This is a genomic window from Glaciimonas sp. PAMC28666 (assembly GCF_016917355.1).
Taxonomy (GTDB): Bacteria; Pseudomonadota; Gammaproteobacteria; order Burkholderiales; family Burkholderiaceae_D; genus Glaciimonas.
In genome coordinates this window covers 2563350-2577341 of the sequence record NZ_CP070304.1, presented here as the reverse complement: position 1 = coordinate 2577341, position 13992 = coordinate 2563350, and the positions used below count along the sequence as shown (strand labels likewise).

Annotated in this window: 12 protein-coding genes; 3 read left to right on the top strand and 9 right to left on the bottom strand. The window is 51.8% G+C overall.

All coding sequences use genetic code 11. The features are described 5' to 3' along the window. Positions 1 to 15: 15 nt before the first annotated feature. The 7 genes from JQN73_RS10965 to JQN73_RS10935 all read right to left on the bottom strand — a co-directional run bounded on the left by JQN73_RS10965 (position 16) and on the right by JQN73_RS10935 (position 7471). On the bottom strand, positions 16 to 783 hold the full coding sequence (locus JQN73_RS10965; RefSeq protein WP_205323046.1) for an ABC transporter ATP-binding protein: 768 nt from the start codon (positions 781 to 783) through the stop codon (positions 16 to 18). Next, a complete protein-coding gene (locus JQN73_RS10960) occupies positions 780 to 1793 on the bottom strand; it encodes a branched-chain amino acid ABC transporter permease (protein WP_205323045.1) in 1014 nt (337 codons plus the stop codon). Before JQN73_RS10960 ends, JQN73_RS10965 begins: the two co-directional genes overlap by 4 nt. A gap of 11 nt (positions 1794 to 1804) precedes the next feature. Further along, entirely contained in the window at positions 1805 to 2665 is an 861-nt protein-coding gene (locus JQN73_RS10955; protein WP_205323044.1) for a branched-chain amino acid ABC transporter permease, read from the bottom strand. A gap of 83 nt (positions 2666 to 2748) precedes the next feature. Continuing rightward, entirely contained in the window at positions 2749 to 3945 is a 1197-nt protein-coding gene (locus tag JQN73_RS10950; RefSeq protein ID WP_205323043.1) for an ABC transporter substrate-binding protein, read from the bottom strand. Between the two features lie 358 nt (positions 3946 to 4303). Further along, positions 4304 to 4516 carry a hypothetical protein gene (locus JQN73_RS10945; protein WP_205323042.1) on the bottom strand — a complete coding sequence of 71 codons (213 nt, stop codon included), beginning with the start codon at positions 4514 to 4516 and terminating at the stop codon, positions 4304 to 4306. A gap of 49 nt (positions 4517 to 4565) precedes the next feature. After that, positions 4566 to 6083: a CoA-acylating methylmalonate-semialdehyde dehydrogenase gene (locus tag JQN73_RS10940; RefSeq protein WP_205323041.1), complete on the bottom strand. Its 1518-nt coding sequence runs from the start codon at positions 6081 to 6083 to the stop codon at positions 4566 to 4568. 68 nt (positions 6084 to 6151) lie between these two features. Then, positions 6152 to 7471, bottom strand: coding sequence for an aspartate aminotransferase family protein (locus JQN73_RS10935; RefSeq protein ID WP_240162506.1), 1320 nt, complete (start codon positions 7469 to 7471; stop codon positions 6152 to 6154). A gap of 255 nt (positions 7472 to 7726) precedes the next feature. Here JQN73_RS10935 and JQN73_RS10930 point away from each other — a divergent pair, with 255 nt between their 5' ends. Then, positions 7727 to 9145, top strand: coding sequence for a PLP-dependent aminotransferase family protein (locus tag JQN73_RS10930; RefSeq protein ID WP_205323040.1), 1419 nt, complete (start codon positions 7727 to 7729; stop codon positions 9143 to 9145). Between the two features lie 170 nt (positions 9146 to 9315). Here the strand turns inward: JQN73_RS10930 and JQN73_RS10925 are convergent, their stop codons facing one another. Then, on the bottom strand, positions 9316 to 10305 hold the full coding sequence (locus JQN73_RS10925; protein WP_205323039.1) for a Tim44 domain-containing protein: 990 nt from the start codon (positions 10303 to 10305) through the stop codon (positions 9316 to 9318). 384 nt (positions 10306 to 10689) lie between these two features. Beyond that, entirely contained in the window at positions 10690 to 11007 is a 318-nt protein-coding gene (locus JQN73_RS10920; RefSeq protein WP_205323038.1) for a hypothetical protein, read from the bottom strand. A gap of 574 nt (positions 11008 to 11581) precedes the next feature. Here JQN73_RS10920 and JQN73_RS10915 point away from each other — a divergent pair. Together JQN73_RS10915 and JQN73_RS10910 are read left to right on the top strand one after the other, a co-directional pair. After that, positions 11582 to 12322, top strand: a complete 741-nt coding sequence (locus tag JQN73_RS10915; RefSeq protein ID WP_240162556.1) for a response regulator transcription factor — start codon at positions 11582 to 11584, stop codon at positions 12320 to 12322. Between the two features lie 8 nt (positions 12323 to 12330). Beyond that, the gene (locus JQN73_RS10910) at positions 12331 to 13983 is read left to right on the top strand and encodes a sensor histidine kinase (RefSeq protein WP_205323037.1); all 1653 of its coding nucleotides are present in this window, start codon (positions 12331 to 12333) and stop codon (positions 13981 to 13983) included. Positions 13984 to 13992: the final 9 nt, after the last annotated feature.

Here is a 13992-nt window from a genome sequence, read left to right as displayed (position 1 = left end):
TGCGCATCAATTCGCTCATGCTCGTCCTCCGGTAATCATGCTGCCAAGATAGGCGCGCCGGACCCGTTCATCGCTGCGAATAGCGTCAGGCTTACCTTGCGCCAGAATCTGCCCTTGCTGCATCACGGTAATCTGATCGGAAATATCCATGACGATATCCATATTGTGTTCGATCAGCAGCACCGTGTAGTTGTCGCGCAAACCGTGTATCAGACGCTTCATTTCAGCGATATCATCGATCCCCATTCCAGAGGTCGGTTCATCGAGAAAAATAACTTTCGGCTGTCCCGCCATCGCCATGCCAACCTCCAGACGGCGTTGCTGGCCGTGCGATAGTTCCGCCGACAGACGGCTCGCTACCGGTAGCAAATTGAGCTTATCGATCAATTGGTCGGCCATATCGCATGCTGCCGTCAACGATTCAGCCCGTCGCCACGGATTAAAAGCCTGAGCAGGTCGACGCCCTTGCGCCGCCAGTCGCAAATTCTCCCGCACAGTCAAATTTGTAAACAGGCTAGTCACCTGAAATGACCGCGCCAAACCTTTACGAACGCGTTTGAATCCGGGCAGGTGCGCAATTTCTTCGCCTTCGATCAGAATGCTGCCTGACGTAATAGGCGTGGTACCAGTGAGCGTATGAAATAGCGTCGTCTTGCCGGCACCATTTGGACCAATGACCGAATGTACTATGCCGGGCATGATGTCCAACGTAATGTTATTGACGGCGGTGAAGGTGCCGTAACGTTTAGTGACATTAACGGCCTTCAGGATCGGCGTTGTCATGAATGGGTCTCCTTGATCTCCGGATTATTCATCGGCTCCGGATCGGCCTCTTTACTGCGCCGCCCTGACTTCAGACACGCTACCAGCGACTGCGCGACACCGTATAATCCTTTATGCATGTAAAGGCTGACGGCAATCAGCAGCAATCCAAGCAACATCAACCAACGCGGCCATAAGCTCGACAGCCAATTGCCGATCAACACATAAAATGCCGCTCCCAACACCGATGCAAATAAATTACCCGTGCCACCAATCACAGTCATAATCAGAATCGATTCACTGGTGTGATATTCGATATTCGACAATGGTGCCAGGCCGGTCATCATCGCATGCAGGCCGCCGGCCAGGCCCGTAACGGCACCGGAAATAACGAAGGCCGCCAGCTTGAGCAGCGTGATGTTGTAACCGACCGCAGCGGCACGCGTTTCATTGTCGCTAATCGCCAGCAAGGTCCTACCTAATACCGAATCGACGATACGCTGCAATAACCAAAAGACCAGCACAAAAACGATCGCGACAAAGCTGTAATACTGCCAGGCTGACGTCGTCGGCAGCAATACTTTACCAAACAGGGCAAGGTTTGGGCGCGGAATATTCAGCAAACCATTGTCGCCACCGGTAACGTCTTTCAGGGTATACGCAAGGAAGTAAAACATCTGCGCAAAAGCCAGGGTTAGCATGACAAAATAAGTACCGCGCTGACGGATCGAAAACCAGCCCACTAATAACGCCACAAAAGCGCCAACCAGCATGGCGATGAGCAGCGAGGGCAACAAGGAGACCTGCCAATGAAGCAGCACCAGACCGGTTGCATAACTGCCAACCCCTAGAAATATGCCCTGACCGAATGACATCAGTCCGGTGTAGCCAAGCAACAGATTGCAGCCGAGCGCGGCCAGTGCAAAAATCAATACCTCCGTTGCCAGCGTGCCAGAACTCACCATTAGCGGCAGCAGTAATACCACTGCGATGACCAGCAACGTGAAGCGATAATGGACGAATATTTTCATCGCTGCGCTCCTCAGCTTGAACGGCCAAACAGGCCGTTAGGACGTAGCAGCATGACCGCAGCCATCGCCACATAAATCATCAAATGTGCGCCCTCGGACCAGATCGTGCTCATCAGACTTTGCACAATGCCGACCAATAAGCCACCCGCCAGAGCACCAAAAAAGCTACCCAGTCCACCGATTACGACCACGACAAAAGCGATACCCAATGCTTCCACGCCCATGAAGGGATCAACTCCGCGTATCGGTGCTGCAAGTGCACCTGCGAGTCCAGCCGTCAGCGCGCCAAGCGCAAATACCAGACTGAAAATACGGTCGATATTTAGTCCCAGTAACGACACCATTTCGGTCGATTCACTGCCGGCACGCACAATCGCACCGAGACGGGTTCCTTCAAGCACCCACCATAATACCAATGCCATTACAGCGGTCACGGCGATAACAAAAAGACGGTATTTAGGGAAGATAAAACTGCCTAACATCACCACGCCCTGCAATATGTCCGGCGGCGAAATATTGTTGCCCAACGGTCCCCAATAGGAAATCACCGCTTCTTGTAAAACCAGCGCCAGACCCACCGTGAATAAAATATGAAAATGATGCGGTAATGCGTAAATGTGCCGTAATACAAACTTTTCGACCAGCCATGCAAACACGCCAACGATTAACGGTGCGACCAATAATGACCACCAGAAATTCAGCCCCATTTCGCCGAGTTGAAAACTAAAGTAGGCACCGATAAGATAAAACGCGCCGTGCGAAAAATTGACGAAACGCAGCAGTCCGAACACGATGCTCAATCCCACAGCAAGCAGGAAGTACAGCATGCCGATCCCGATACCGTTGGCGATTTGCAGGATATATATATTCATGACACCTCAAAAACTGATGATTTGAAGGATAGCGGCGTCGCATCCGGCGAAAGTTGCGAACGCCACTATCGCTAATAGCTTACTCAGGTCATCTTGCACATCGTTTTATCCAGCGGAAGGAACGACTTACCAAACGACACGATATCCGCGAAATCGTTTTTGTTGCGCATCTTCGATTTGGCTTTGCCTTTAAGTAAATAATAATTTTTTATCACCTGATGATCTCCTTTTCGAATTTCTTCGACGCCAGTAAGTCCCTCATATTTCACCCCCTCCATCGCTGCAATCACGGCTTTCGGATCGGTACTATTTGCCTTGATGATCGCGTCCAACACAATCTTGGTGCAAATATACGAACCGGCAAAACTATAATTGGGATCGATCTTCAGGCTGGAATTGACGAAGCTGACGAACTCTTTATTGAACGGGGAGTCAATCGCATGCCAGTATTGGGCACCGAAATAAACCCCGTCGCAAATATCCGGACCCAATGCCTCGAACTGCTCCAGGCCGGAAGCCCAGGCCATGAGTATTGTCATATTGTTTTTCATCCCGAAGCTAACCGCCTGACGCAAAGCATCGGATGCCTGAGAACCAAAATTCAACAGCAGTAAAACATCCGGTTTTGCAGCCATGGCATTCGTTAAATAGCCACTAAATTCTTTCTCGGCTAGCGAGTGATAGCTATTGCCGACATGCTCGATCCCCTTCTCCTTGAAGACATCTTTTGCGGCATTCAGCAAACCATCGCCAAATACATATTGCGGCGTAATGGTGTACCAGCGTTTGGCCTTAGGTAGCTTTTCCAGCAAAGGACGGACGGTCTGGGCAATCGCCCCAAAAGTCGGCACCGACCAGCGGAAGGTTGCTGCGTTGCACTCGCTGCCGGTGATTTCATCCGCCCCTGCGGTGGTGATAAAAATGCTTTTGGTTTTTTCCGCTTCTTTACCCATTGCCAACGACTCGGATGACAGAATCCCACCTGCAAAAAAGTGCGTGCCCTGGTCGACCGCTTCCTGCAGTTTACGCACCGCTGTCGCAGGCTTTCCCTCCGTATCAATCGTCGTGTAGGTGAGATTTTTACCCAACACTTTTCCATACTTTTGCAACACCAGTTTCATTCCCATATCGGCGTATTTGCCGTTCGCGGCAAAAGCACCGGACATCGGAACAGGACAGCCGAACTTAATCGCGTCCGACTGTGCAAATACATTGCCGAACGTTAGCGCGCCAGGTGTTGCAAGTGCGGAAAGCTTTAGAAAATCACGACGCTTGATCATAATCACATCTCCAAAAATGACGGTTCGAAAAAGAATTTCACTCAATTTTGTTTACGGTTTGTTTAAACTTTACTTACTGATGATTTGCCGCTGATTGATAAAATAAGTACAGCAATTTCTGTGCCTGAAGGCCACAAAATACACTTTCGTGGATTTTGATTATGACCGGGCCAATAGGCGACTAATCCTGTCTGCACAACGTTATTGCGCGCGCAACTGACAAAAATAAAACGATATGTGAACGATGGGATGCAGATCGGGGGAGTTACGGGAAGATTGCGAAATTCGGCATTGCTCGAACATATGAAGTCTCCTGTGGGATGCATCTCAGTGCTTTATTTTTTTGCTTCAATAGTATTCACACCACTGCATTTTTCGAACCGCATTTATAGTTTTTATTTAAGCCTTGATGTGTGCTTTTTATAGTACCGCCAATCCTTCTTTTGCGTAAATATAAATGTCTGCATAAAGGTGCATTCCGATAATTTTCCGCACCATGGGAACGCTTTTTATATTCACCAATACATGGCATGAGGCGTGCTGTTGAACGCCATAAAAAAAATAATGGCATGAGATAACTCATGCCATTATTTTGAAATGCATCGTTTCTTGCGTGCGGATTATTTCATCTGCGGAAAGGCAAATTCAGCACCCGAACTGGCGGTGTTGGGCCAGCGTTGCATGACTGCTTTATGACGTGTATAAAAGCGTACGCCTTCCGGTCCGTAAATGTGATGATCGCCAAACATACTGCGCTTCCAGCCCCCAAAACTGTTGAACGCCATTGGCACCGGCAACGGCACATTAACACCGACCATGCCGCATTGAATTTGTCGCACGAATTCACGTGCGACGCCGCCATCGCGTGTAAACACTGCGACGCCGTTTCCATACTCATGATCATTAATAAGCTTGACCGCGGTTGCCACATCCGGTGCGCGCAATATGCTCAATACCGGACCAAATATTTCCTCTTTGTAGATCGACATTTCCGGCGTAACGTGATCGAACAAAGTACCGCCGACGAAGAAACCATTTTCGTGGCCCGCGACATGATGCCCGCGCCCATCAACCACCAAAGTTGCGCCTTCTTCCACGCCGACACCAATCAGACGTTCGATGCGTTGTTTGGCAGCGGCGGACACGACCGGGCCCATCTCCGCATCCTTATGCATGCCGTCGGTGATTTTCAGCGAGCGAGTTCGTTCGGCCAACGCAGCCACCAGTTTATCGCCCGCGTCACCGACCGCAACCGCGACCGAAATCGCCATGCAGCGTTCACCGGCGGAGCCATACGCGGCCCCGACCAACGCATCGATCGCCATTTGCATATCGGCGTCGGGCATCACGACCATATGATTTTTTGCGCCGCCCAACGCTTGAACCCGCTTGCCTTTCGCGCAGCCTCTTGCATAAATGGATTCTGCAATCGGGGTCGAGCCGACAAAGCTGATCGCCTGCACGTCAGGATGATCGATCAGCGCATCGACCGTCGTTTTATCACCCTGAATAACATTGAAAACACCATCCGGCAATCCGGCTTGTTTTAACATATCAGCCTGCATCAACGAAGTCGATGGATCCCGCTCGGACGGCTTCAAAATAAAAGTATTACCGCATGCAAGGGCAATCGGGAACATCCACATCGGCACCATCACCGGGAAATTAAACGGCGTAATTCCAGCCACCACGCCTAACGGTTGACGCATCGACCATGCATCGATGCCGCGTGCGATTTGATCGGTGAATTCGCCTTTCAGCAATTGTGGTATCCCGACCGCAAATTCGATGACTTCAATACCGCGTGCGACTTCACCCTGCGCATCCGCAAAGGTTTTTCCGTGCTCACGGGTTAATACCTCCGCGAAAGCGTCGGCGTGCAGTTGCATCAGTTGCAAATATCTGAACAGCACCCGGGCCCGCGCCAGTGGTGGCGTATTTGACCAGGACGGGAATGCTGCACTGGCCGCGGCAACTGCCGCATCCACTTCTTGCGCGGTGCCAAGTGCAACCTGGGCAACAGGCTTGCCCAACGCAGGATTAAAAACTTCGGCATACCGGCCGCTTTGGGTATCAACCAATTGGCCGTTGATAAAGTGAGAAATGGTAGGTAGAGCTTTGGGCGAAAAAGTTGACATGTGTGTTCCGTTAAATAAATCCAGGTGTTGCGATATAAATAAAGCGTGGTTCCAATCGAAGATCGGACTCAGTTCAAGGTTTTCAAAACGCTGGAAAGCTTTCCGATCAGCTCATCAATATGGGCTTTTTGGAAAACCAACGGTGGCGATAATGCAATGATGTCGCCGGTGGTACGAATCAGAATACCGTTATCAAATGCTTGCTTGAACGCGTCGAAAGCACGCGCACCAGGTTTGCCCTCAATCGAGGCGAGTTCAATGCCGGCAATCAAGCCGATGGTGCGAATATCGACAACGTGAGGCAACCCTTTGAGCGAATGCACTGCCTCTTCCCAATAGCCGGCAATATCCTTGGCGTGATCCAGAATCCCGTCATTTTCAAATATTTCCAATGACGCCAAACCTGCGGCGCAAGCCAGCGGATGACCGGAATAGGTGTAGCCATGGAACAGTTCAATCCCGGCGGGGCCGTCCATGAAGGCGTCATATATGTGCTGTTTGACAAACACTGCGCCCATCGGCACCATGCCGTTGGTCAGTCCTTTTGCAGAGGTGACCAGATCCGGTTCGACGTCAAAATAGTCAAAAGCGAAGGGCGTCGTCAGGCGCCCGAAACCGGTGATGACTTCATCAAAAATCAGCAAGATGCCGTGCTTGGTGCAAATTTCGCGCAAGCGTTTTAAATAGCCTTTTGGCGGCACCAGAATGCCGGTTGAACCGGCCACCGGTTCGACGATGACGGCCGCAATATTCGATGCATCGTGCAAAGCAACGATACGCTCAAGGTCTTCGGCCAGATGACCGCCCCACTCCGGCACGCCTTTGGTATAAGCATTTTCGGCAAGGTTGTGGGTATGCGGCATGTGATCGACTCCGGTCAACAACGAGCCGAAGGTTTTACGATTGCCGGAAATCCCACCGACCGAGATGCCACCAAAGCCGACGCCATGGTAGCCGCGCTCACGCCCGATCAATCGGGTGCGAGTGCCCTCGCCGCGTGCGCGATGATAGGCAATTGCCATTTTCAACGCCGTATCGACTGATTCAGAACCGGAATTGGTAAAAAACACTTTGCTGAAACGATTATTAGTGTATTGCTTGAGGCGGTCTGCCAGCTCAAAAGCGGCCGGATGCCCCATCTGAAATGTCGGGGCAAAATCCAGTTTAGCCACCATATCCTGTATTGCTTTGACAATTTTTGGCTGCCCATGTCCCAGCGGAACACACCATAAACCGGCAGTACCATCAAGAATTTGACGACCTTTTACGTCCTTATAATACACTCCGGACGCTGACTCCAATAGGCGTGGCGCCTCTTTGAAGTCCCTATTTCCGGTAAACGGCATCCAGAAAGCAGACAGATCGGCTGGGCTATTGGTAGTGGTCATTGTGCGCACCTCAGGTAAGAAAATTATTCGTGTATATCTGGTGAATTTCTGGTGAATTTCTGATGTATATCGATAGAATTATTATTGCGGGACAGGACGAGTATTGTTAGATACACTTTTACTTTATCTGCAAAACTGTATTGCTCGGTTGTGCTACCTTTGAAAGGTTCATTTCCTTAGACCTTGTTTGTGTACTGCGCATGCTTTTTATCAATCTGATTTGCAAACCGATCTCACCATTCCTCAGGAACTTCGATGAAACAAGCCCGCGCCAATCCTATCCAGATGTCGCTGGAACGCGCTTCGTCAGTCGGCCTGGTCGATCAGATTACGACGCATCTTGAACAATTGATCGCGCAAGGCGTGCTGCGTTCCGGCGAGCAACTGCCGTCGGTACGCCAATTTGGGGTGGATCAGGGGGTTGGCACGTCAACGGTGGTGGAAGCCTACGAGAGGCTCGCTGCGAGGGGATTGGTCGCCGCCCGCCGTGGTGCCGGTTTTTTTATTGCGTATCAACCGTCCCAAACCAAGCCGGTACCCGTCTTTAGTCCGCCAGAACCGGTGATCGACTCCGCATGGCTGTTATCGGAAATGTTTGCGGACGAACGCGTGCCGATCAAAGCGGGATGCGGGTGGTTGCCCGGAAAATGGCTGGACGACGACGGTTTGCATCAGGCTGAACGCCGCATCATCCGTGCCCCCGGTGCGCAGCAGGTGGGTTACGGCCATCCCTATGGCTATGCACCGCTGCGGTCGACTATCAGTCAGTTTCTGGCGCAATGGTCACTCGAGGTTCCCATTGATCACATCCTCACCACGCATGGCGCAACGCAGGCCCTCGACCTGATTATCAGAACCATGGTCAAGCGCGGCGACACGGTGTTCGTCGACGATCCGAGTTATTGTAATTTGATCGCAATGCTGCGCATGTCGGATATTCATGTCATCGGTGTTCCGCGCACACCAAGCGGGGTTGATACCGAGCAACTGGAGACCTTGGCCCGGATGCATAAACCGGTGCTGTATTTCACCACCAGCGTGCTGCACAATCCAACCGGCACCTCATATACCCCGGCGTGCGCAATGCGGGTACTACAGGCTGCGGAGCGGCACGGCTTCTGGGTGGTCGAGGACGATATCTTCCGCGAGCTAGGCCAGCCCAACGATCCCATGCTGGCCGCCCTTGATGGTTTGCAACGGGTGATTTATGTGGGTAGTTTCTCAAAGACCGTGGCCCCGTCGCTGCGACTTGGCTATATCGCTTGCCAGCGCGATTTAGCGCGACAATTGGTGCATACCAAAATGGTATTGACGCTGACCAATTCCGAAATTACTGAGCGGCTGGTCCATAGCGCATTGACGGAAGGCCATCATCGCCGTCACGTTGAGAATCTTTCGGCAGCGCTGCTAAATGCGCAGGCACGCGTCAATGCGCGCCTTATCGAGGCCGGATTGAAGCCTTTTGCCACGCCGCGAGGCGGTATGTTTTCCTGGGCGAAATTTGAACGCACCGATTTAAGCGCGCGCGACATCGCTGATCTTGCGCGACAAAAAGGCATCTGGCTTGCGCCGGGAGATTTCTTCCATCTGGCAGCGCCGGATCAGCCTTGGTTTCGTTTTAACGTCGCCTATTCAGACGTGCCGGAACTGGTTAATTTTTTCCAGGCTTTGTAACTTCACTGACGCTCTACGAAGATTGCCCCTGGCGACATTTTTGAGATTTTTACCGGAATTGATCGTCCCAGAATAGAAAAACCGTTTGCAATTGCTTGCGAACGGTTTTTTATGGTCAAAACTCCTGACCTTACTTTAGCCTGCGCGTATGTAAGGGTTAAGCTGACTGTTTAAACAACTTGCTCAATGCCCGCCAAAGTCCAACCACCGTTACCGGTAATAGGCTTGGTCAGGTTCCAGATTTCATTGAATGGCTCAGCCAGCGCGCTCGGATCATCCTTAATCATCCCGGAGAATTTAACGCCAGCCATGTAATCGTTGCCGATCGTTTCCAGGCCGAGAAATTCAGCCTCGATTGTGATGACATCCGTTTTATTCGCTGTCGCACCACGTTCCTGCAATTGCATTTTCAATTCGGCGAACATTTCAGGCGTAGTGAAATCCCGGATGTCGTCGGTATCAGCCTTGTCCCAGGCAGCTTGCAGACGGATAAAGTTAGTCTTTGAATGGCGCACAAAACCCGCAATGTCGAAATCTGCCGGGACCTCAATGGCGGTGTTACCTGTCGACGACGAACTCACCGCGCCAAATGCGGTGCCGGTGGTAGCGGCGGTGGCGGCGTGGATAGGAAGGCCAGAATCGAATGTCGAGTCGAATGTAGATTTTTGGTTTGGCGCGACCCGGGAGGCAATTTCCGGCGTGAAATTTTCGTTCCGGATGTTGTTCAATGGTCCAGATCCAGCGAACGACGGCTTCATGCCATTATTGCTATCCATCTTCCGACGGACCATGCGGTAGATGAACATTCCCGCAACACCCAACAAACCAACCATCAAAATGGTGCTGATCATGCTGGCCATTGCGCCCCCCAGCCCCATGCTCGATAACAATGCGCCGAGACCCAAGCCCAGCAATGCGCCGCCCAACATTCCTTTCCAGGCACTGGATTTCGCTGCGCCGCCGGCCGCCGCTGCGGCTGCTGCTGGCGGTGCAGCTTTAGCCGCGGCCTGATTTTGTGCGGGAGTAGCCTGTTGGTGATTCATGCTTTGGGATTTCTTTCCGAACGAACTTTCGCCTCCCATCCGTTTGGCTTCTACTGATGCAACACCGACTGATAACGTCATTGCAACGACGATCAGAGCAATAAACATTTTTTTCATGCGAATTCCTTAAATTTGATCTGTGTAGAACAGGGGCCGGTTCACGGGCCTTGTTCCGCTAAAAACTTCCTGACGTTTTACCTGGTGGTGGTGACACGTCAGTAAGCTATGTTCAGGAGCGGTATTAATTTGAAGACGGGGCGATATAAAAATTGGCGCAACCCAGCACCGTAACGACACTTTCATCAATCACAATCGTTTAGCGCTACGCAAGCGCTCGCAACCGCGAACGAAGTTGCAGGGCAAGCTGGCCGCACAGCATTGAACAACTTGATGAAATAAAGAAAACAAAGGGCAATAAAATAGGCACAAGGTCGCACGCCAACAACTACGTGGCGTGGACCGAGCCAGTTAATTAGCGAAGAACGCCATTAACCAGCGTGCTCAGGCGCGGGGCGGAGGAGAAATCGGAGGTAAGAAAGGCGGTTCACGCACGCTATCATTGCCGACCGTGAGTGTTAATGGAGACAGATTTGGCCTGAAACGAAAACTGGTTGCTGGCACCGGTTCATCGCTCAGATCGGCATGCAGATTGAACTCAGGCGCGTCGTCATCAAAGCCGCAGCAATCCTCACTGACATCCGTTTGATACGCCATCAGGTCGGCGATGTCGAACAATGACGAATGAATATCTGGCTGAGTCAGCTGCTGAACCTGATGGGCCGATGCGGGACTATTGCGGATCTGATGTGCAATTTTCATCTGCGCGTCTATCCCCCCAGCAAATACTTGCATAGGCAGTAAAAACGTCAGAAAAAGTATTAACACACGGACCATGAAAAATCGCTTTATCGTATTTCAAAGGTGCAACCGTCGCATTATACCAAAGTGCTGGCCCGACGCATCAATCAGCTGCGCTACTCAGCTGCGCTACTCAGCTGCACTACTCAGCGGCATCCTCGATGCTGCACATTAGTGGCAGCGCGGCAGTGATTGCGTTGGCGCGCATGAATAAATGAGGCCGATCAGGCACAAAAAAGTTGCCGGTAATCATGGGCCGAATGGATCGTCGTTCAGGCAGAAGCCTTAAATGATGTACAACGCTTGCCGCTATCCTTGAAACGCCCTAGACTACGCTCGAGACCAAAGTAATAATAAAGACCCAATCAAAAGTAACGAACACTGGTGGCAAGCACGAATATCCACACCCAGCCACACCCGACGCTGATTAAAGCCGAAGAAAAGCCCGGAATGCACGCCGATGACTATGGCTGCTGAAAAAAATCATAACCAGCGCCATATCCCGATCATAGAACATCCACAAGGCAGCTTAGCCATGCGCATTTTACTCGCTGAAGATGATAGTGTTTTAGCAGATGGGTTGACCCGCTCATTACGTCAATCCGGTTATGCAACCGATTGCGTCCTGAATGGCGTCGAAGCAGACTCCGCGTTATCCACCCAGGATTTCGATTTGTTGATTCTCGACCTGGGCCTGCCTAAAATGGCTGGCCTTGAGGTTTTACGACGCCTGCGCGCCCGTAATTCGCGTTTGCCGGTGTTGATATTGACCGCCGCAGATTCCATCGAACAGCGCGTAAAAGGGCTGGATCTGGGTGCCGACGATTACATGGCGAAGCCGTTTGCACTCTCGGAACTTGAGGCACGCGTGCGAGCACTGACGCGCCGGGGTGCTGGTGGAGGACCTACTGTGATCAAACACGGTCCCTTGTCCTACGATCAGGTCGGTCGGATCGCCTATATCAGCGATCAGATGCTGGATTTATCGGCGCGTGAAATTGGTTTACTGGAGGTGTTGCTGCAACGCACCGGTCGACTGGTATCAAAAGAACAATTGGTGGATCACTTGTGCGAATGGGGTGAAGAAGTCAGCAATAATGCCATTGAAGTTTACGTGCATCGATTACGCAAGAAAATCGAAGTGGGTGGCGTCCGTATTGCAACCGTACGCGGATTAGGTTATTGCCTCGAGAAAATTGCGGAGACTCCTGCCCCGCAGACTCCCCCGCCGCCGTCCCCTCTGGCAACGCCCTTTATTGCGTCCGGCACTAGCTAAAATCTCGTATGCGTGATGCCCAATCCACGGCAGCGCATGCTTCCGGCAAGCCAATCTCGGATCGCGATGCACATCCCGATGAAAATCGGGATGCAAGGCGGGATCATACCGACGCATTCGACGCCACCGATGCAAACAACGATGCAGCGGAACTCGGCTTCGATCCCAGTCTGACGCTGGAAAGCGAATCCCAAGAGCGTATCCAACGCTCATTATTTGGTGAAATTCTGGACTGGATGTTAGTGCCATTGCTGCTGCTTTGGCCAATGAGTATTGCTATCACGTATCTGGTGGCGAAATCGATTGCCAATCAGCCTTTCGACCGCGCACTGGACGATAGCGTCACCGTGTTATCGCAACAGGTCAGTCAGTCCAACGGCAAAATTGTTACCAGACTGTCGGGGGCTGCCCGCGATTTTCTCCGTGCGGATGATATCGATAATATCTATTTTTTGATCACTGGCCCGAAAGGCGAATATGTCGACGGAGACCGGGAGATGCCCGCTATCGCCCCAGACGAAGATCCTCCCCGTTCCGGGACCGTCCAGTTTCATAATGGATCGATGCACGGTACCGACGTTCGCGTCGCTTATACGTACGTTGATTTACGCAATGACGTAGCAAGTACCAATATCAACGATCCAGCGCCACCGATGGCCTTGGTCCAAGTCGGAGAAACACTCGAAAAGCGCGCCCAGCTCGCTAACGAAATCATTAAAGGCGTGATTTTGCCGCAGTTTCTGATTTTGCCGATCGCCCTCGCCCTGGTTTGGTTTGCCTTGTCACGCGGCTTGTCGCCGCTATCCGAATTGCAGCAGCGAATACGAGCACGTCGCCCAGATGACCTTAGTCCTATTGATTCCGGGCAAGTCCCTGAGGAAATTTCCCCGTTAGTGCGTTCGCTGAATGACATGCTGGCCCGCCTGTCGCAGACGATACAAACGCAAAAACGTTTTATTGCTGACGCCGCGCATCAAATGAAAACACCGCTGGCGGGCATGCGGATGCAATCCGAACTGGCGCTGCGCCAAACCGACGGTAGCGATATTCGACGGTCGCTTGAGCAGCTCGCCAAAAGTTCAGATTCAGCCACCCGTCTCGTGAATCAATTGCTTTCGTTAGCTCGGGCAGAAAATCAAACACAAGAAAGTACCGCGCTTGTTCCTATTGAACTATCCGAGCTGGCGCGCAATGTTGTGGGCGACTGGGTACAAGCGTCGTTTACGCAACGCATCGATCTTGGCTTCGAAGAAGCAGTGATGCCGCTCACGATTAGCGGCAATCCGATGATGCTGCGGGAGTTGATGAGCAATTTGATCGATAACGCCTTGCATTACACACCGCCGGGGGGTCATGTCACGGTCCGCATCCGCGAGGGAGAGAATAAACAAGAGGCGATCCTGGAAGTTGAAGACACCGGGCCAGGAATTCCACCAGCCGAACGCGAGCACGTGTTTGAACGCTTCTACCGGATACTTGACAGCAACCGCAGCGGGAGCGGATTAGGATTAGCTATCGTACGCGAAATCGCGCAACAGCATAATGCTGAGGTCAGCATTTCTTACAACCCGCGCAACGAAGACCCAAAACTTCCCGGATGCCTGTTCCGGGTAATTTTTAATCGGACATCGACCATCAATTTGCGCGACGAATATCGCTAAAATTCTGCC

Excerpts from the sequence above, each read along its gene's own strand:
- JQN73_RS10910 (WP_205323037.1), top strand. The coding sequence starts at position 12,331 with ATGCGTGATGCCCAATCCACGGCAGCGCATGCTTCCGGCAAGCCAATC.
- JQN73_RS10945 (WP_205323042.1), bottom strand. The coding sequence starts at position 4,516 with ATGCCATTATTTTTTTTATGGCGTTCAACAGCACGCCTCATGCCATGT.
- JQN73_RS10920 (WP_205323038.1), bottom strand. The coding sequence starts at position 11,007 with ATGAAAATTGCACATCAGATCCGCAATAGTCCCGCATCGGCCCATCAG.
- JQN73_RS10955 (WP_205323044.1), bottom strand. The coding sequence starts at position 2,665 with ATGAATATATATATCCTGCAAATCGCCAACGGTATCGGGATCGGCATG.
- JQN73_RS10965 (WP_205323046.1), bottom strand. The coding sequence starts at position 783 with ATGACAACGCCGATCCTGAAGGCCGTTAATGTCACTAAACGTTACGGC.
- JQN73_RS10960 (WP_205323045.1), bottom strand. The coding sequence starts at position 1,793 with ATGAAAATATTCGTCCATTATCGCTTCACGTTGCTGGTCATCGCAGTG.
- JQN73_RS10915 (WP_240162556.1), top strand. The coding sequence starts at position 11,582 with ATGCGCATTTTACTCGCTGAAGATGATAGTGTTTTAGCAGATGGGTTG.
- JQN73_RS10940 (WP_205323041.1), bottom strand. The coding sequence starts at position 6,083 with ATGTCAACTTTTTCGCCCAAAGCTCTACCTACCATTTCTCACTTTATC.
- JQN73_RS10950 (WP_205323043.1), bottom strand. The coding sequence starts at position 3,945 with ATGATCAAGCGTCGTGATTTTCTAAAGCTTTCCGCACTTGCAACACCT.
- JQN73_RS10935 (WP_240162506.1), bottom strand. The coding sequence starts at position 7,471 with ATGACCACTACCAATAGCCCAGCCGATCTGTCTGCTTTCTGGATGCCG.
- JQN73_RS10930 (WP_205323040.1), top strand. The coding sequence starts at position 7,727 with ATGAAACAAGCCCGCGCCAATCCTATCCAGATGTCGCTGGAACGCGCT.
- JQN73_RS10925 (WP_205323039.1), bottom strand. The coding sequence starts at position 10,305 with ATGAAAAAAATGTTTATTGCTCTGATCGTCGTTGCAATGACGTTATCA.